Raw genomic sequence first — 18,798 nt, 5'->3', positions numbered from 1 at the left:
AGGGGAGGTTAAGGGAAAACAGTGATACGTGAACCTCACTAATATAAGTCTAACAGATGGACGGGGAGTTGTTCGGGCAGATGATCGACGCGGTCGGTGTCGGTGTCGGCGCATACGACGAAACCGGAAGATACAGCTACGTCAACGAGGCGTACGCCGACGTACTCGGAACGGATCGCGAATCGCTGCTCGACACGCCGATCTGGGAGGTCAACGATGCTGTCGACCCCGACCAATTCGATACGTACTGGAACTCCTTTAGCGACGGAGAGACAAAAACAGCCGAGGCTGTCCACGAATTCGGCGACACTGCTGTCAACGTGCGAACGGTGACGACGCGAGTAGAGACGCCAGTAGGGCCGTACAATGTCGGGACCATCCAAGATATCTCGATCCAGAAACGCCGCGAACGCCAACTCAATCAACTCCATACAGTCTCCGACGAACTGATCGAAGCGAATTCGGTCGACGAGATTGCACGCGTCATCTCAGAGACGGCGAAACAGATTCTGGATTTCGAGCGGACGGTCGTCAGAGTCAAGTCTGAATCAGGGGTCCTCGAACCCGTGTTAGTGACCGAGGGTGCGAGAGCCGATGTGGGTGACGCCTGGCCGTATCAACTGGACGAAGATGCCGAAGCCGTCCGTGCCTTCACCAACTGTGAAACAGTCGTCATCGACGACGTCAGGGAGGTCGACGATGGCTACGATCGCGGCAACACGGTGTCGGTGATGTATCTCCCAGTCGGATCGTACGGACTCATCAGCATCGCCCATCAAGAGCCGAGCGCGTTCGACGAAACGGATGTCGATCTAGCATCGATACTGGCGTCGAACGCGGAAACGGCATTCAGACGGCTCGACCACGAACGTGATCTGCGACGCAAAAACGAACGACTCGAAGCGTTCGTCGACGTGATTACCCACGATATCCCCAACCACCTCACTGTCGCCGAGACCCGCGTCGATCTCGCTCGCGCTGACGAGGACGTCTCTCATCTCGATCAGGTCTCGACCGCACACGACCGGATCGAATCGGTCATCTCAGATATGTACACGCTGGTCGATCACGGCGAGCAGATCGACTCGACGACGTGGGTTCGGCTGGCCGACACTGTCGAAGGCTGCTGGCAGAACTGTCGAGAAGAGCAGTCCAGCGGCGCGCTCGAACTCGGTCAGGTTGGATACATTCGGGCCGACGAGAGTCGGCTCAAACAGTTGCTCGAAAATCTCTTCTGGAATGCGCTGGACCACGCCGGCCCGGATCCGACGATCCGTGTCGGGGTGTTCGAGAATGGGTTTTTCATCGAGGACGACGGCCCCGGCATTCTGGGCTCACAGCGCGAGAAGGTACTCGCACCGGGATTCACTGGGGCCGACGAAGAACACTCCGGGTTCGGACTCGCCATCGTCCACGAAATCGCCCGCGCTCACGGCTGGACGCTGACGATCACGGAGAGTGAACTCGATGGAACGGACGAGGACAACCCTGGGGCGAGATTCGATTTCACGAACGTAACCGTCCAGGCGGACAGTGCTTCCGACGGCGCGTAATGACGTGCCTTTTTAACCGAAGGCAACGTAGCCCGGCACAAGATGTTCAAGGCGATAGTGCGAGCGGAACGGCTGCAGTCGACGCTCGACTCGGTAGGCGTGCTGGTGGACGAATGCAAGATCCACCTCGACGATGGCGGGATCGAGATCCGGGCGGTCGATCCAGCCAACGTCGGGATGGTCGATCTCTCTCTGGATGCCGAGGCCTTCGAGTCCTACGAGGCCGACGGCGGACTGATCGGCGTCAACCTCGTTCGACTGCAGGATATCGCCGGCATGGCCGACAGCGGCCAGCTGGTCGAACTCGAACTCGACGAGGAAACCCGGAAACTGCATATTTCGATCGACGGACTCGAATACACGCTCGCGTTGATCGACCCCGAATCGATCCGCGAGGAGCCGGATCTACCGGATCTCGATCTCTCCTCGACCATTGTCATCGAAGGGCGCGATATCGACCGCGCGGTGACGGCGGCGGACATGGTCAGCGATCACATCGAACTCGGGGTCAACGAGACTGACGAGGTCTTCTACGTCAAAGCTGAGGGCGACACCGACGACGTGCACCTCGAACTGGACGGCGAGGATCTGATCGATCTGGTGGCCGGCGAGGCCTCCTCGCTGTTCTCGCTGGATTACCTGCAGGATATGAACAAAGCGATTCCGAAAGACGCCGAAGTGACGATGGAACTCGGCGAGGAGTTCCCCGTCAAACTGCATTTCGATATCGCCGAGGGCGAAGGAGCGGTAACCTACATGCTCGCGCCGCGGATCCAGAGCAACTGATCGGCGAGCGCGTTCTGTCGTCTCGTCATGCATCCGTCTGACGTATAGTTTTGTGTCCGGGTTGGCAACAGTCTCGTATGACTAGCCTCGACGAGGCATACGACGAGGATTCCCCGGTATCGAGACCGCGGCAGGCGGCCGCTGGCGGGGCGCTCGTCGGGATCGGTGTGCTCGCCATCGTCGCTGCGATGGCGGCCGTCTGGACCGGCGGCCAGAGCACGACCGCAAAACTGTCTGCCGGCCTCGCTGCTGGGGTCGGTATTCCGCTGATGCTGTTGGGCATCGTCGTCGTTCTGCCTGCGAGCACGCGAACTCGAGTCGGAGTCCTGTCCGGAACGACGCTCGCCGGCGGCGGTCTCTGGCTGTTCCAGTACGCCTACCCCAGTCGGTGGACCCGAACCGCCGACCCGCTCGCCTTCGAGACGCTCCTTCTGTATGGTCTCGGCTGTGCGATTGCCGTCTGGTTCGTCTTCACGGCGATTGCCAATACGCGACTCCGGAACAACCCGCAAGGAACCGTCTCGCTTGAAGTCGTCACGCAAGGCGAGACGAAAACAGTCGAAGTGAGCCACCGGGAGTACCGCGAGTTGGTAAGCGACGGCGGCGATCCGGGTGAGTATATCGACGACCTCGAAGACTGACTGAAACCAAGAGAACTGTTCTGCGGTACGGTCTCGATGTCGGACCTCCGAGCCTCAGCTTTCGACGACTTTGAGATCGGTGTACGTTCGGAAATCGCCAATGACGAACAGGTCACCGTCGTAGGATCCGACTTCGATTATCACCTCTCCCCAGCCGTCGGTGGGTGCCTCGGTCGGCTGGTACGGGACCCAGATTTCCGGCAGGAAACCGCCGGTGTGATGGACGAGAGTAACCGGCTCCTCGTCGCCACCGAAGGCCGATGCGTCCGGTACGAGTTCGGACACGTCCTGTGTAGTCTGCTGGCGCTGTTCGCCCCCGTCTGATCGAAACGTGAATTCGGTAAACTCTGACAGTGACAGTTCGGTAAACTCGCCGAGTGAGACATCGACACCGTCTTCGCTCAGCCCTCGCTCTCGGAGTGCCGTCGCCATTTGCTCTACTGACCGGCCTTCGCCACCCTCAAACTGTGTCATCGCCAGATTACTGGCCGCACCTTCGAGATTGCCGTCAGCGACTGCCGTGTAATACTCCTCGACGACCCCTGCTGCAGGAGAACTCTCGTCGGTATCGTCTCCAGAATTGTCGTCCTGACTGTTGGTACACCCCGCGAACGAGATTACTCCCGCCGTCCCGATCGTTCCGAGTAGCATGCGTCTACGCAACACAGTCTCGCATCTCTCGAACACTCAAAAAGGTCTATCCTGAATTCTCAGTCGGTGGGTATCCGATTATTGTTGGCTGTCGAATAGAATGCCAACTGCGAGCATCCGCGCCGAAGGCCCTCCCACTCGACACTCGCTTCGTTCGTGGCAAGAGCTTTTTCGCCCCACGTTTTCCAAGAGGGTGCGCTCTGCACACCCGACGCTGAAAAAGGTGGGGCGGAACGCACTTTATGTCGCCCGTCGAATGTCGACATATGATCGACGAGACTGCGGGCGAAATTGCGGACATGCAGACACACAGTTCCTCCGTCGTGGCAGTCAAAGCAGCACAGGCGCTCAGGGAAATCACCGACCGAGAGTTTCCGACCGTCGACGAGTATCGGCGAGCGCTCGAACGCAACAGCAACGCATTACAGCGGGCGAACCCCTCTCACGCCTCGCTCCACAACACGCAGCAACAGATCGTCGAACATATCAACGAATTCGACGCCGAGACAGTCGAGGACGCACAGGTCGAGACACTCACGGTTATCGACGACGTGATCGAGCAGGTCGAGGCGGGGAAGCGAAAAGCGGCGGAGCTAGCGGCCGACCAACTGCGCGACGGTGAGACGCTACTGACCCACGACTATTCGACGACGGTACTGTCGACGCTGACCCGTGCCGTCGCGGACGGCAAGGAATTTTCCGTCTACATCACCGAGGCGCGACCCCGATACATTGGTCGGAAAATGGCACGCAGACTGGCGGAAATCGAGGAAATCGACACGACGCTGATCGTCGACAGCGCCAGCGGACACGTCATGCAGAACGTCGACCGAGTGTTGTTGGGCATGACCTGTATTGTCGACGACACGCTGTACAACCGTGTCGGCACCTACCCGATTGCGACGACAGCATCCGACAGCGACGTTCCGGTCGACATCGTCGGCTCCTCGGCCAAACTGGTAGACGGCGGATTCGCCTTCCAGAACGAAGAGCGCGTCGCCAGCGAGGTGATGCGCGAACCTGCCGAAGGGTTCGAGATCGAAAACCCGGCGTACGACGCCACGCCGACGCGACTGCTGAACCGTGTCATTACCGACGATGGGATCACCAATCCTGAGCAGTAATACCTTGGTGCTCGCCTCGGCCACCTGAATGATAACTTGAAAAAAGCAGTAAAATAGAAGCAGATCCAGATCAAATGTAGCGTATAGCGGCGCTTGCGCTATCAGAACTGAGAACCCCCCGGAACAGTTAATTCAGCTACCGATGATATAGATATCATGGGTGGCGCGGTTCAGATTCTCCACGTCGACGACGATCCACAGTTTGCGGATCTGACGAAGACCTGCCTCGAGGCAGAAGGCGAACAGTTTCGGGTGAGGACAGCGAGCAGCATCGACGAGGGATTGGACGTACTGGAGGCTGAAGCGATCGATTGTGTGGTTTCGGATTACGATATGCCCGAGTCGACGGGGATCGACTTTCTGACGCGCGTCCGTGAGCGGTCGCCAGAGTTGCCGTTTATTCTGTTCACGGGAAAGGGAAGCGAAGCGGTCGCAAGCGAGGCAATCACTGCCGGCGTGACGGACTACCTCCAGAAAGAGTCGGGGACGAGTCAGTATACGATTCTCGCGAATCGGATCAGAAACGCCGTCGAACAGCGACGAATCAGACGGGAGGTCGAACAGACGCGGCGACGACTCACGGAGCTAACCGAGAACATTCCGGACTGCGTGTGGATGTTCGACCGCGAGTGGAAGGATCTGCTCTTCATCTCGGGCTACGAGGCGGTGTACGACAGGCCGGTCTCCGAGATCAAAGAGAAGCCGCAGGATTTTCTCACCGTTGTCAAGAAGGAGGATCGTGATCTGGTCCGCCAGAAGATGGCGGAACTCTCCGCCGGCGAGAGCGTCGATCTGGAATACCAACTGAGCCACGACGACGAGACCCGCTGGGTCTGGGTCAAAGGGTCACCGATCTTCGACGACGCGGGCAACGTTGTCCGAGTCGCTGGATTTAGCCGAAACATCACCGACAGAAAGGCACAGGAACGCAAACTGGAACGGCTTTCACAGCGATATCAGGCCTACGTCGAGAGTACGCAGGATATCATCACTGTGCTCGACGAGACGGGAGAGATCATCTATCAGAGCGCCGCTGCCGCGGATGTGCTCGGCTACGAGCCCGAAGATTTGCTCGGGACAGATGGCTTCAGTCACCTGCATACGGAGGACCGTGAGCGGGTGCTCTCCGTGTTCACCGACCTGGTCGAAGATCCCGAGACAGACTCGGTCAGAGCCGAGTTCAGATTCCAGGACAGCGAGGGGTCGTGGATCTGGCTCGAATCGCTGGCCAGCGATCACACAGACGGAGAGATCGGGGGATATCTGATCAACTCTCGGGATGTCACCGATCGAAAAGCATACGAGAAACAGCTCAGAAAGCAGAACGAACAACTCGACGAATTTGCCGGCGTCGTCAGCCACGATCTCCGGAATCCGCTGAACACGGCGACTGCTCGACTCGAACTCGCCAGAGACGATTGTGACTCACCGCATCACGAGCCGATCGATCGGGCGCTCACCCGGATGGAGCGGATCATCGAAGACGTGTTGTGGCTCGCCCGAAACGGTCGTGAACTCGGCGAGACGGAACCGATCGAGATCCGATCCGCCGTCGAATCCGCGTGGGAACTGGTCGTCGACAACGACGAGCGGCCATCGCTCGAATTCACTGGGCAGCCCTCCCCCGAGAGTCGTCTCGTCGCTGACCGAGACCGACTACGGCACTTGCTCGAAAACGTCCTCGGTAATGCCGCAGAACACGCTGGACCGGATGTCGATGTCGTGATCGAACTCGAAACCAATGGCCTCGCGATTACCGACGACGGTCCGGGAGTCCCGCCGGAAGACCGTGCTGAGGTCTTCGAGGCTGGCTATTCGACGACACCGGACGGAACGGGCTTCGGCCTTCGGATCGTCGATCAGGTCGCCGACGCTCACGGGTGGGAACTCTCTGTCACCGACAGTGACGACGGAGGGGCGCGCTTTGAGATCAGTGATGTCGAGATGCTGCCGCCCGCGGAGTGAATTGGAGCCTCATCACATCGGCATACCGAGTGGATCCCAGAACGGAAACATGGGATGTGGAATCTGATAGCCCAGCGCCATCAGTCCGTGCGCGAACAGGATGTAACCGAGGACGACGAATAACACACCGAGCACCCGGTGCATTCGGCGTCGGTGGACCGCGCCGACGCTGTCGATGATCGTCCCGTAGGCGAAGACGGTCGGAATCGTTCCGAGCCCGAGCGCGAACAGAGCGATGCCACCGGCGACCGGCGATCCGGTCGAGAAGGCATAGAGATACGCCGGATAGAGGATCGGACAGGGAAGCAATCCGTGAATCGCCCCCAGGCCGACGATTCCCGGACTGTTTGCGAGTCGGTCGACAGCCCCAGTCAGACGGCGAGTGACTCGCTGTGTTCCGGGGAGTTGCAGACCCACCGACACGCGGCCGAGGACGTACACGACACCAGTCCCGATAACGAAGATTCCGATGATGACGCCGACGACTCCTCTGACCGTGTTCGCCGTCGCAGCGAGTTCGCCCGCGCCGAGAAACACCACGCTACCGAGGAATCCGACGAGTGCTCCGATTATCGTGTAGCTGAGCGTTCGTCCGAGATTGAACAACGCGTGTTGTCGAACCTCGTACAGCGTCAGGTGCCCCCGTCGCTGTCCCCTCGCGGTGGCTGTTCCGCCGTCGGTCCGAGTACCGTCCATCTGCTTCGCGTAAATCGTCACCAGCGGCCCACACATCCCGATACAGTGCGCTCCCGCCAGCAAGCCGATCACTAAAAAGAGCACAACGTCCGTCCCGAATAGGGCGACCATTACTGCCACCTCCCGTGATCGGAGTCCATACTACAGGATAGCGGCGGAGATAAATACGAGCATTGGTCCGCGAGTCGAATCGAGCGATCAGAAGATGCCCTGCTCGGGGGTTAATCAGCACCCTGCCGTGGAACGTACCCACACTCCGGGCAGGCGACTGTCCTCCCAATTCTGGTGAGATCCTGCGAACAATCGGGGCAAGCGAACTGTACTGGCTGATCGGCTGGTGCTGTCCGTCCGGTCTCGTCGTATGGGACTGGTGTCATCGTGTACGAATATGTTACGACAGAACTTAAGGTTGTATACGACAGCTGTCGAAATACCTGCGGTCTCGTTGGCTTCGCTGCGGTGCTCCGGGGAAACGGGTTTGACGATGGCCACGCATGTTGCGTGTAATGACGGATCTCGGGGATTTCAGTAGTGATCTCACGGACGAGTCGACGACTGATAGTAACGATGGGGCTACATCGAGTACAGACACCGAACCCAGCAGTACAGAAGCATCGACGGATGACGAATTCGAGACCTACGACGCGACACCCTCCGGGACCGATACTGGTATCGGTGTCCTCTCGGCCTCGAAGGGGCTCCAGATCAGCGAAGACGAAGACGAGACAGATCTGTGTGCGTACGTGACTGCGGGCAACCGCTCACACGTCCGGATCGGGTCCTATCTTCTCGCTCCTTACCCGGACGGTGAGCGTCTGTTCTGTCGGATCAAGGCACTCGAATACACACAGGAGTACCGAGCGGACGACGCGACCGAGATCCACGCCCGCCGCGCGATGCGAAGCGACGGCATCGACGAGGAAGATTTCAAACTGATGGCGACGCTCGATCCGGTCGCCGTGCTATACGAAGAGGACGGCGAACTGAAACGCCGGATGACCGACCGCGTCCCGAAACCCGAGACAGTCATCGAACAGGCCTCGAACAAGACAGATATCAAGACCGGTCTGAAGATGCCTGAAGAGGGAGTCTTCCTCGGTCATCTCTCGGTCGGCGGCCAGAAAGTCCGTACTGCGGCAGAGCCGCCGACCATCGATTACCGGCTGAAAGACGACTACGAAGCCGGCGATCCGCTCGTCTTCCGCCATACGCTTATTGCCGGCGGCACGGGGTCGGGGAAGACTCACGGCGCGAAAAACATCCTGCGACAGTATCTCGACGAAGACAGGACCTACCCCGTCGAGAGCGGGAGCGATCGAACGGTCAGACCGGCAATCGTCCAGTTCGATCCCCAGGACGAGTACGCCCAGATGCACGACGATGGGGAGTACGACGCAGAGGTCGGCCGCGAGTTCGACGCCGAGGGTATCGCTCACGGCGGCCACGACGACACTGTCGCCTTCATTCCGAAAGTCGGTTCTGCGACGTACTCCGCGAGCCACCACCGGGCCGAACAGGTCGAGTTCACCATCCCGTTCTCGATGGTCCACGACAATCCCTGGTTGATCGCCGGCAGCGGACTCAACGAGAACCAGTACAACGCACTCGTGAACATCCTGCTCGATCGGTTCCGGCGCAATTACGGCCAGGAGGCCACCTACGACCAGTTTTTGACTTTCCTCGACGACCAAGCGCTCAAGGAGGAACTCGACGAGAGCGGCAAGGTCCACGAAGCGACGTTCGATGCCGTCGCCCGCCGTGCCCGCGGGTTCGGTGCCGTTTTCGACGGAGACGCCCGGCCGATCACCGAAATGATCCACGAGTTCGTCCGCCCGGGTCGACTGAGTGTCGTCCCGACCTACCACATCGCGGACAGCAGAGCGGCCGAGACGGTCGTGCTGGCGCTGTCCTCGCTGCTCGTCGATCAGAAACTCTCGAACGATCCGCGGTACGACCGGATCAAGGAGACGCCGCTGATCGTCGGGATGGACGAGGCGCACAACTTCCTGACCGACGCCGACACGGTCCAGGCCCAGCGAGTCATCGGCAAATTCACCGACGCAGCCAAACAGGGCCGCAAGGAACGTTTGGGGCTCTTTTTGATCACGCAGGACCCCCAGGACATCGCGGATCCGGTGTTCAAACAGATCAATACCACTATCGTGCTCAATCTCGGCGACGAAGACGCGATCAGCGCGGTCAACATCCCCGCGAACCTCGAATCTAAAGTCCCCTACATGGAGAAAGGGCAGATGGTCGTCTACTCGCCGGACAACTCCGAGCCGGTCGAATTGATCGGTTTGCCGCACTGTCTCACCCGCCACGGCCGAGACTGAGCCGAACGTTCAAGTACCGGCACGCGACCACTCGCCCTATGCTGGCAATCGCGGGCGGCAAGGGCGGAAGTGGCAAGACGACGACTGCACTCGGACTCGCCACCGTGATGGCTCGACAGGGATTGGACCCGGTCGTCGTCGACTGTGACTGTGACATGCCTGATCTGCACCATCTGCTCGAAATCGAGCGCACCGAAGGAGTAAATGCCGTCGCTGCGGGAGCGTCGATAGAACGCGCCTGCCAACTCTCGCCGCGTGCCCCAGGCGTCAGGTGCCTTCCCGCCGGGGCGCGGTCGAATGTCGACGCTGCGCTCTCCCGGGTCGCCGACTGGCACGACCCCGTTATACTGGACTGCCCTCCGGGTGTCGGCCCCGATGCCGTCAGACCGCTCCGTCACGCACAGCAGACGGTCATCGTCTCGACCGACCAACCCGAGTCTGTGGCCGACGCACGGACGACCGCGGAGACCGCACGCCAACTCGAGACTTCGCTGGCGGGCGCGATCGTCCGGTCGACTGCCGCGGACCGCGATGCTGACTGGACCGACAGGTCGCCGGTTCTCGCCCGTATCGACTCGGTCGAGGCTCCGCTGGACCATCCACAGGTCAGGGCCAACTGGAGCGGGGTCGTCCAGCGAATTCGCTCCGGATCTCCCGGCGCATCCGGCAACTGCTCCCCGGCAACGGACGAACGCGATTCTCGCCGCAAGGAGGCTGGCCGGCAGTCATTTCAAAAGTAATATTCAAACAGAATTTCAGACTTTCTAATGTGCGAGTCGGAATCTTTAACGGGAGGTAATGAATAGGTTTGTACTGATGACCGATCGGTTGCGGACAGGGATCGACGTTCTCGACAGGAAACTCGATGGGGGGATCCCAGCGGGGAGTATGGTCGCTCTGTCAGCGCCGCCATCGAGCCAGGCGGAGCTTTTTCTGTACGAACTCACTGCAACCCGCGGCACGCTGTGGCTCTCGCTCAATCGGACCGCCGAAGCCGTTACCGACAGCATCGAGAACACGCCGACCGATACCGGCGATCCAACGGTCCGACACATCTCCGGGGAAGCGCCGCTGGACAACGCCAGTAAACTGATCAGCGCACTTCCCGAAACCTCGAACCTCATCGTCGACCCGCTCGATGTGCTGGAATCGCAGGAGCCACCCTCGCGGTTTCGCTCGTTCATGAACGACCTCCAGAATCACATTTTCAATACCAACAGCGTCGCGATCATGCACTGTCTCGAAGGCCGGGACGTGCCCCCGCTGCGAGATACGACCGAACACTTCGCCGATGTGGTCTTCCATCTGGAGACAGACATCACGGGCGACGAGGTCGAAAACCGGATGGCGATCCCGAAATTCCGCGGTGGCCGGGCACCCTCCGACACGATCAAACTCGATCTGGTCGAGGAGGTTTCGATCGATACGAGCCGAGATATCGCCTGATACGGGCGGCTGTACATTTGGAAAGGTATTCGGTCCCACGAGGGGGCAAAATTCTTCAGTTTCTCCGAACCACCAGTATGAGTTGTCACCCGAACAGCACCAACCGCAACACCTTATTTGCCGCCCGCTGAATCGGCGGGCATGAAACGAGTCAGATTCCGCGATCCAGCAGGCGCCATTAGAACCGGGCAGTGGCTCGACGAAGACGGGGAGCCAGCAGACACAGACACGGCCGGCGACGGCGGCGTCGTCGCATTTGCCGACAGCGAGTACGACCCCGAAGCGGTCGACATCCTGCCGCCGACCGATCCCTCGAAAGTCGTCTGTATCGGGCTGAACTACGCGGATCACGCCGACGAGCAGGACTCGGAGGTCCCGGATCGTCCGCTGCTCTTTCTCAAGCCGCCCAACGCCGTCACGAGCCACGGCAGCGATGTCGAGTTGCCGGCCGGCAAGGATCGGATCGATTACGAGGCGGAACTCGGCGTCGTGATCGGCCAGCAGTGTCGCAACGTCGACCCGAGCGAGGCGATGGAGTACGTCGACGGATTCACCTGTCTGGTGGATCTCTCGAACCGCGACGACCAGCGACAGGAACAGAACTGGGTCCGCGGCAAAGCCTTCGACAACGCCGCACCGATGGGGCCCGTGGTCGCAGACCCAGAACACGTCCCCGATGACGCGAGCGTCGAACTGTGGGTCAACGGCGACAAACGGCAGTCCTCCACTCGGGAGCATCTCATCTTCTCGATCCCGGAACTCATCAGCGAGATTACGACCTATCTCACGCTCGAACCGGGCGACGTGATCGCCACGGGTACTCCGGAGGGCGTCGGCCCGCTCTCGGACGGAGACACCGTGACCGTCGAAATCGAAGGTATCGGTCGACTGGAACACACGGTTTCGATTCCGTGACGAGCCGAGGTGTCCAAAGAGATATACTCTTCACTGGCCACGATACCATATGACGACTCGACGGCAACTCGTGGCGACGCTCGCCGGAGCGGCGACAGTCTCGGTCGCAGGCTGTGGTTTGTTTACAGGCTCGATCGAAGCCGAAGCGAATCCCGCCCGCGTCTCCGAGAATGCTCGATCGGAGACGGGATACACGCACCAGCGGACGAGAGACCAAACGTTCGAGCAAACTGTCTCCACCGGTGATCAGGAACGGGATGTTTCGCTGACGAACTGGCTGAGCGAGTACGCCAGAACGCCCAGCGGTGCGCCCGACGGTGCCGCTGGATTCTTGCTCTTCAGTACGCCGACGATCTCCGTCGGCGGCCAGTCGGCCAACCCGTTCGAGCAGTTCGGCGAGAAACGATTGATCCGGGAAGTGAGTCGCCGCTCCGGGCGGAGCGAGCCAGACAACGATCTCGAAGAAGTCGGCACTCGATCCGTCGATACACTGGACCAATCGGTCGAACTCACACAGTACGAGACGACTCAGAAGATCGGTGGACAGTCGGTCGACATCCGGATTCACGTCGGATCGCTCACCAACGACGGCGATGCGCTCGTCATCGTCGGCTCACACCCCGCGCCGTCGCAGTTCGGGATCGGCGATGAATCGGGAAAAATCGACACGCTCGTCCGCGGGATCGAACACCCGACGGAACCGTAAGCCGAGCCGAGTTAGACCGGCTCGAAGACGACGAGGCGTTCTTCTGTGGTCTCTCTTCGGTCGACGCCGATGGTCACTTCCTGCCCGATGTCGACGTCGGTGGGTTCCGCACCGCGGATCTGTCCGGTCACGCTGACTGGCCCGAAGTCCGCGACGGCGACGACAAATGGCGCGTCGTCGGCGAAGTCCGGGGCCGCAACGTGTGTCTGTGTGAGCGTCAGAATCTCACCTGTTTCTGGTAGCGGCTGTTCGGTCAGTTCCTGTGAACCCGTCGCAGGGTCGATCCGTTTGGGCGGTAGCGAGCCGTCACCCTCTGGCCCTTCGAGGTAGTAGGGATCACCCTCCTCGATGGCGTCGAGGAAGTCGTCGTACCCTTCGTCACGTGTTTCAGTCATGCTTTCACCTCCTCGAGGATGTGGACGACACAACTCGCCACGGTCCCACCTGCGTTGTGGGTCAGTCCGACCTCGGCGTCACTGACTGCATCGCTGTTGACGTGGTCGCCACGGAGCAGTTTCGTCAACTCGGAAATCTGGGCACAGCCAGTCGCACCGACCGGGTGGCCCTTGGCTTTCAGCCCGCCGGAGAGGTTCACCGGCAGATCGCCGTCGATGGTCGTTTCGCCGTCGCGAGCGGCCGTGATTGCTTCGCCCTGCTCGTAGAAACCGAGCGATTCGAGTGCGAGCACTTCGGCGACCGTGAAGCAGTCGTGGACCTCCGCGATATCGATATCTTCCGGGCCAATACCCGCGTCGTCGTAGGCAGTCTGGCCAGCCTCGACGGCTGCCGGTGTCCGCGGAATCGAAACGCGATCCTGCAAGGCCAGTGAGTCCGACGCCTGCCCGACGCCGGTGATCTTCACGTCAGTGTCCAGCCCGTGTTCCTCGACGAACTCGTCGCTGACCAGCACTGCCGCGGCCCCGCCGTCGCTCATCGGTGAGCAGTCGTACAGGCCGAACGGAGCGCTCACCATCGGCGCTTCGATGACGTCCTCGATATCGATGGCACGATTGAACTGCGCGAGATCGTTGTTGACGGCGTTATCGTGGTTCTTGACGGCGACGTGTGCCAGATCCTCACGTGTGCCACCGAACTCCTCGAAGTATCGGTTCGCCATCAGCGAGTACGCTCCCGGGAAGGTCACGCCGGATTTGACCTCGTAGAGTGCGTCTGCGGCCGCCGAGAGCGCTCTAGTTCCTTCGGGCGTGGAGAGATTTTTCATCCGTTCCGCGCCGCCGACCAGCACGACATCGGCCATCCCGCTGCGGACGTGATTGACGCCGTATCGGACGGCCACACCGCTGGATGCACAGGCTGATTCGATCCGCGTCGCGGGCGCAGAGACGCCGGCGGCGTCGGCCATCAGTGGTCCCTGATGACCCTGCGTCTCGGCGAATTCGCCCATGAAGTTGCCGTAAAACAGCTCTTCGACTTGATCGGGATCGATACCCGAGTCGTCGAAGGCCTCTCCAGATGCCTGTGCGAACAGATCTCGTGCAGTCCGCTCGGGTGAGGCGCCGAATTTTGTCATCCCGACGCCGGCAATGTGAACGTCGCTCACCACTCCATCCCTCCGTTGAGACCGAGAATCTGTCCGGTCATGTAGCTCGATTCGTGGCTCGCGAGGAATCGGACGATACCAGTGATGTCCTCGACTTCCGCGAATCGGTCGAGCGGAATCCGTTCGAGGATCTGATTTCGGACGCGTTCCGGGACGTCAGCCAGCATATCCGTCTCGACGAACCCCGGGGCGACACAGTTTGCGGTCGAGCCAGCCTGGGCCATCTCCAGAGCGAGCGTCCGAGTGAAGCCGAACAGTCCGCTTTTGGTCGTCGCGTAGTTGGCCTGCCCGTAGTTACCCTGCTGTCCGACGACGCTGGACACGTTGATTAGCCGGCCTTCTTCGGCCTCGCGCAGGTCGTCGTAGCAGACCTTCGTACAGTTGAATACCCCCCCGAGATTGACATCGATCACCTGCTCCCACTGCTCTCTGGTCATCTCCGAGAACTTCGTATCTTTCGTGATGCCGGCGTTGTTAACGAGCACGTCGACGGAGCCGAATTCGTTACTTACCGCCTCGTACATCGCCTGTACTTCGTCGAAGTTGGAAACGTCGGCCTGCGCGACAACCGCCGTCCCAGGACCCTCTTCGATGGTATCTCGCGCAGCGTAGGCCTCGTCTTCTGAAGATCGGTAGTTGATAACGACGTTCGCACCGTGGTCGCCTAATTCCTCTGCAATCCCGCGGCCGATTCCCCGTGAACCGCCGGTTACCAAACAGGTTCTGTCTTCGAGTAGCATTGTTCCCCTCATTTTGGTATTCAACTCGCACTGATATAAAAGTAGTTTATTCAACTATTTTGGACAAATGTTCATTACGTTCCTCAGTTCCAGCGAATCTCGGCTCACGGCCAGAGATTACTTTATATCTCGCCATCGAAGGAGCGCTCGCTCTCGTAAGACGAGCAGGCCTGGGAGCATCGTGACGACGGCCGCGAACGCGAACAGAATCGCCAGCCCGGTCACGATGCCGAACCGCTGGAGCGGGGGCGATAGCGCAAGCGCGAGGACCCCGAATGCGGCGGCAGTCGTGGCGGCACTGGCAAGCAGAGTCCCGCCGGTTCCGGTGATCGTACTTCTGGCTGCCGTTTCGAGCGTCTCACACTTCTTGCGCTCGTCGACGAACCGCTCGCCGAAGTGGATGCTGTAATCGACGCCGAGACCGATAGCAAGGCTGGTAATCACTGCCGTCTCGCTGTTGAACGCGATACCGAGCAGCGCCATCGCACCCAGCAACCACGCGAGTGCGACGACGACCGGAACGATGACGACAACACCGAGCGATGCGGACCGATACCGCGCCCAGAACAACCCGGTAAGGAAGAGGAGAATGACGACGAGAGTCACCGCGAACGCCTGCACGAGCGTTTCGAGCAGTGCATCCTGAATGACGGCGGTCGTGACGATTCCGCCGGTGGCGACCGCGCTGACATCGGCGTTCCCACGTTCGATTCGCTCCGCGTACGACCGGGTATCCGTCGCAATCGTTTGCGCTGACTCGCTACTTTTGACCGACAGCAGCAATCGTGCGGACGTGATTTGCCCGTCGTCGTCGCGGCTGAGGAACTGACTGGCGGCCTGCTGGTCGGCCTCGAACAGCCCAGCGTACACCGTCGAGACGTTCTCGTCCGGGAGGCCGTCGCCGTCGCCGTCGAAGCGCTCGACCAGCGTCGCGAAGGATTCGTTTTCTGCTGCAGTGTTGCGAATTAGCGTCCCTGGTCCGTCGACGGCCGCCCGACCGTCAGGTTGCCGCTGGACGGAACTGCTGACCTGGCTCCCCTCTCGTACCTCGTCGAGCGTTTGCAAAAGCGCTGGATCCGAGACGTTGCCGCGTATCAGTATCTGTGATTGCCCACTGTCACTTCGGAGCTGGAAGTTGTTGCTGAGGTACTGAAAGTCCTCTGCGATCGTATAGTCGTCCGGTGCCAACCCGCCTGGCAGATACTGTGCCCAGTCGGGTGCGTCTTCGGGGAGGAAATCAGCCTCATTGAATTCCGTGTCGAGCGTCGTCGCGCCGTACGCACCTGCCGACGCCAGCACCAGCGCAACGACGATGATCACGACCGGGGCACGGGTCGTGAGATCTGCGAGCCCTTTGAGAGCGGTGTTGGCGAGGCCGCTGTCGACGCCGAAGGCGGATTTCTGTCTGCTTCGCCCGAGTCGGTTCTCGACGAGTCCGTCAGCCTCGATTTTCACTGCGGGGAGAAACACACCGAAGGCGACGAACGTCGCGAGGATACCGCCCGCACTCAAGACGGCGAAGTCCTGAATCGCTGGCAGCGGGCTGACGACATTCGAGAGAAAGCCGACACCAGTCGAGACGGTGGCAGCGGCAAGCGCAAGGACCACGCTTCCCAGTCCGACCGTCATTGCAGACCGAATTGAGCGATCCGACGTGACTGCTTCGTCCTCTCTTCGCTCGTCTAACGTCCCGTCGCGGGCCTCGCGATAGCGCATCACGACGTGCAACGCGTAGTCGATGCTCAGCCCGATAAGCAGGAACGGCACGGAGATGAGGATGACGTTCATCGGGATGGCGAGCCACCCCATCAGGCCCGCGAGCCAGACCAGTACGATGGCAATCCCAACGAACGCGAGCAGAATGTCGAGTAGATCACGATAGGTAATCCCGAGTACGAGCACGATGAGCACGAGCGCAAACGGTGTGATGATCGCGAAACTATCGCCCGTTGCCCGTGAGGAGGCGTCGTCCTGGATCCCCTGGCCGAAGACGAACGCGTCGTCGAATCGGTCCTGAACTAACCGATCGATCTCCACTTGGGCGTCGTAAGCCGCCTGTGGATTTGCATTCTCGCCGCTGTCGTCGACTTGTGTGATGAGTGTGAGCCGTGCCGACGCCTCAGTCGATCCTGGCTCGTAACTCACGGGCAGAAAGTCGTACGGATTCTGTTGGCCGAGCGCGTCGCTCTCGGGATCGAGCACCTCGGCGAGCAACTGTTCGACTGCCTGGCTGTCCCGCGATTCGAGTGCCTCAATCTGTTCGGACAGCGATGGCTGGCTGGTCGGTGGCTGTCGACGCTGCTCGTAGACGGCGGCCGTCGCAACGACGTTCTCGATACCGACCAGTCCCGGATCGGAAAGCGTGGCATTGAGCGACTCATCGTTGCGAATCTCCTGTTGCAGATACAACCCGTCCAGCAGCGATTCCCGCGTCAGCACGTCGCCGCTCTCGTTACGAACCACGAGTTGTGCAACGACACCGGCATCACCGCCGTAGTTGCTCTGGACGAACTCCTGTGCCTCAGTCTCCTCCGAGTCCACCTCGAATCCACCGAGGTCCTGCTCGCCTGCACCACCCATCGCCGTTCCAGCACCGACGAACGCCGTCAGCACCAGTACTGCGATGATGACGAGTTTGCTATGGTCCGTGATCTTCTCCGCGTACCACCGCGATAGGTTCCCGGTCATGGTTACCGCTGTGCTATCCAATACCAGTGCGCTTGCAGGACTCCCCGTTGATCACTCCCGTAGTTCTTATACACCTCTAATACCTCGTTGTGCACTCTTCTCGGCCATCGTATTTATGTGTTTGTAGAAAATTACTATATTTGTTCTCGAATCAGTGTCGTCCGAGACGGGACAAGAGCAAAATACAGCAACCACGGAGCTAGAACAGACGATGAGTCAACAGGAGGCCGTCAAGTCGTTACGGACGCTGGGGCTGTCGAACTACGAAGCACAGGTGTTCGTCGCCCTCCAGCAACTGGGTAGCGGCACCGCTCAGGAGGTGAGTGACTTTTCGGACGTGCCCCGCTCGCAGGTGTACGGAGCGGCCGACGACCTGGCAGAACGCGGTTTAGTCGAAGTCGTCGAAGCCTCGCCGAAGGCCTACCGACCCGTGGCGTTGTCGACGGCGCGTGACATCCTGACTGACCGACTCGAAACGGAGACTGACCGGGCGTTCGACCACCTCGAATCGATCCGCACGATGGAGTCCGGTCCCCGAGATGACCAGGATATCTCGACGCTCCGGGGCCGACAGCCGATCAACGACCGGATTGCGACGCTAGTTCAGTCGGCGACCCACACTGTCGTCTTCGTCTCACCAGCGGCGGAAGCAACGACCGACAGAATTGCAGACGCACTCCGAGTGGCAGGCACCGACGAGGTGGATGTCACTGTCGTGACCGCCGACGACGCACTCGAAGACGTGTTCGCGGACAGTCCGGTGAGCGTCTTCGTCATGTCCCAGGACAATCCTGCGGACTTCGCCGGCCGGGCGCTGATGGTCGACGACCGTACTGTGTTACTCGCCGCCGAAACAGACGACGAACCCATCGAGGAAGAGGCTCTCTGGACGGGCGATTCGAGTATCGGCCGTATCCTGTCGACGTTCATGCGCTCGGGAATGGAGTCCGGGCGGAAGCGACAGCAGGAGTGATCGCAACCGGGCCGACT

At 60.3% G+C, this 18,798-nt stretch carries 17 protein-coding genes; 11 read left to right on the top strand and 6 right to left on the bottom strand.

Features of this window, described 5'->3' with window-relative positions:
• Positions 1-56: 56 nt before the first annotated feature.
• From V8P86_RS01630 to V8P86_RS01620, 3 genes are all read left to right on the top strand, one after another.
• Positions 57-1,553: a PAS domain-containing sensor histidine kinase gene (locus V8P86_RS01630; protein WP_336325492.1), complete on the top strand. Its 1,497-nt coding sequence runs from the start codon at positions 57-59 to the stop codon at positions 1,551-1,553.
• Positions 1,554-1,595: 42 nt separating this feature from the next.
• Complete coding sequence (locus V8P86_RS01625; protein ID WP_336325491.1) at positions 1,596-2,339, top strand: DNA polymerase sliding clamp; 744 nt, start codon at positions 1,596-1,598, stop codon at positions 2,337-2,339.
• Positions 2,340-2,416: 77 nt separating this feature from the next.
• A complete protein-coding gene (locus tag V8P86_RS01620; protein WP_336325490.1) occupies positions 2,417-2,980 on the top strand; it encodes a cell division protein CdpA domain-containing protein in 564 nt (187 codons plus the stop codon).
• A 54-nt stretch (positions 2,981-3,034) separates the two neighbouring features.
• On the opposite strand, the gene V8P86_RS01615 is transcribed toward V8P86_RS01620, so the two are convergent.
• Positions 3,035-3,643: a hypothetical protein gene (locus tag V8P86_RS01615; protein WP_336325489.1), complete on the bottom strand. Its 609-nt coding sequence runs from the start codon at positions 3,641-3,643 to the stop codon at positions 3,035-3,037.
• A gap of 254 nt (positions 3,644-3,897) precedes the next feature.
• Between V8P86_RS01615 and V8P86_RS01610 the strand changes: the two genes are divergently transcribed.
• A complete protein-coding gene (locus V8P86_RS01610) occupies positions 3,898-4,755 on the top strand; it encodes an eIF2B alpha/beta/delta subunit family protein (RefSeq protein WP_336325488.1) in 858 nt (285 codons plus the stop codon).
• A 156-nt stretch (positions 4,756-4,911) separates the two neighbouring features.
• Positions 4,912-6,720 (top strand): PAS domain S-box protein, encoded by a 1,809-nt coding sequence (locus V8P86_RS01605; RefSeq protein WP_336325487.1) that lies wholly within the window; start codon positions 4,912-4,914, stop codon positions 6,718-6,720.
• Between the two features lie 12 nt (positions 6,721-6,732).
• Here V8P86_RS01605 and V8P86_RS01600 read toward each other — a convergent pair whose 3' ends face one another.
• Positions 6,733-7,527: a sulfite exporter TauE/SafE family protein gene (locus tag V8P86_RS01600; RefSeq protein ID WP_336325486.1), complete on the bottom strand. Its 795-nt coding sequence runs from the start codon at positions 7,525-7,527 to the stop codon at positions 6,733-6,735.
• A gap of 395 nt (positions 7,528-7,922) precedes the next feature.
• Between V8P86_RS01600 and V8P86_RS01595 the strand changes: the two genes are divergently transcribed.
• The 5 genes from V8P86_RS01595 to V8P86_RS01575 all read left to right on the top strand — a co-directional run bounded on the left by V8P86_RS01595 (position 7,923) and on the right by V8P86_RS01575 (position 12,819).
• Positions 7,923-9,752, top strand: coding sequence for an ATP-binding protein (locus V8P86_RS01595; RefSeq protein WP_336325485.1), 1,830 nt, complete (start codon positions 7,923-7,925; stop codon positions 9,750-9,752).
• Between the two features lie 38 nt (positions 9,753-9,790).
• A complete protein-coding gene (locus V8P86_RS01590) occupies positions 9,791-10,492 on the top strand; it encodes a MinD/ParA family ATP-binding protein (protein WP_336325484.1) in 702 nt (233 codons plus the stop codon).
• A gap of 76 nt (positions 10,493-10,568) precedes the next feature.
• Positions 10,569-11,198 (top strand): RAD55 family ATPase, encoded by a 630-nt coding sequence (locus V8P86_RS01585; protein WP_336325483.1) that lies wholly within the window; start codon positions 10,569-10,571, stop codon positions 11,196-11,198.
• 141 nt (positions 11,199-11,339) lie between these two features.
• The gene (locus tag V8P86_RS01580) at positions 11,340-12,113 is read left to right on the top strand and encodes a fumarylacetoacetate hydrolase family protein (RefSeq protein WP_336325482.1); all 774 of its coding nucleotides are present in this window, start codon (positions 11,340-11,342) and stop codon (positions 12,111-12,113) included.
• Positions 12,114-12,162: 49 nt separating this feature from the next.
• Entirely contained in the window at positions 12,163-12,819 is a 657-nt protein-coding gene (locus tag V8P86_RS01575; RefSeq protein WP_336325481.1) for a DUF6517 family protein, read from the top strand.
• A gap of 11 nt (positions 12,820-12,830) precedes the next feature.
• On the opposite strand, the gene V8P86_RS01570 is transcribed toward V8P86_RS01575, so the two are convergent.
• The 4 genes from V8P86_RS01570 to V8P86_RS01555 all read right to left on the bottom strand — a co-directional run bounded on the left by V8P86_RS01570 (position 12,831) and on the right by V8P86_RS01555 (position 17,808).
• Positions 12,831-13,214 carry a Zn-ribbon domain-containing OB-fold protein gene (locus V8P86_RS01570; protein WP_336325480.1) on the bottom strand — a complete coding sequence of 128 codons (384 nt, stop codon included), beginning with the start codon at positions 13,212-13,214 and terminating at the stop codon, positions 12,831-12,833.
• Positions 13,211-14,380: a thiolase domain-containing protein gene (locus V8P86_RS01565; protein WP_336325479.1), complete on the bottom strand. Its 1,170-nt coding sequence runs from the start codon at positions 14,378-14,380 to the stop codon at positions 13,211-13,213. Before V8P86_RS01565 ends, V8P86_RS01570 begins: the two co-directional genes overlap by 4 nt.
• Complete coding sequence (gene fabG, locus V8P86_RS01560) at positions 14,377-15,120, bottom strand: 3-oxoacyl-ACP reductase FabG (protein ID WP_336326288.1); 744 nt, start codon at positions 15,118-15,120, stop codon at positions 14,377-14,379. Before fabG ends, V8P86_RS01565 begins: the two co-directional genes overlap by 4 nt.
• A 117-nt stretch (positions 15,121-15,237) precedes the next feature.
• Positions 15,238-17,808: an efflux RND transporter permease subunit gene (locus tag V8P86_RS01555; RefSeq protein WP_336325478.1), complete on the bottom strand. Its 2,571-nt coding sequence runs from the start codon at positions 17,806-17,808 to the stop codon at positions 15,238-15,240.
• Positions 17,809-18,019: 211 nt separating this feature from the next.
• Between V8P86_RS01555 and V8P86_RS01550 the strand changes: the two genes are divergently transcribed.
• On the top strand, positions 18,020-18,781 hold the full coding sequence (locus V8P86_RS01550) for a TrmB family transcriptional regulator (protein ID WP_336325477.1): 762 nt from the start codon (positions 18,020-18,022) through the stop codon (positions 18,779-18,781).
• Positions 18,782-18,798: the final 17 nt, after the last annotated feature.

Source organism: Halovenus anhuiensis (assembly GCF_037080055.1).
Taxonomy (GTDB): domain Archaea; phylum Halobacteriota; class Halobacteria; order Halobacteriales; family Haloarculaceae; genus Halovenus.
Note: the sequence above shows the minus strand (reverse complement) of the source record. Positions and strands in the feature narration are given on the sequence as shown.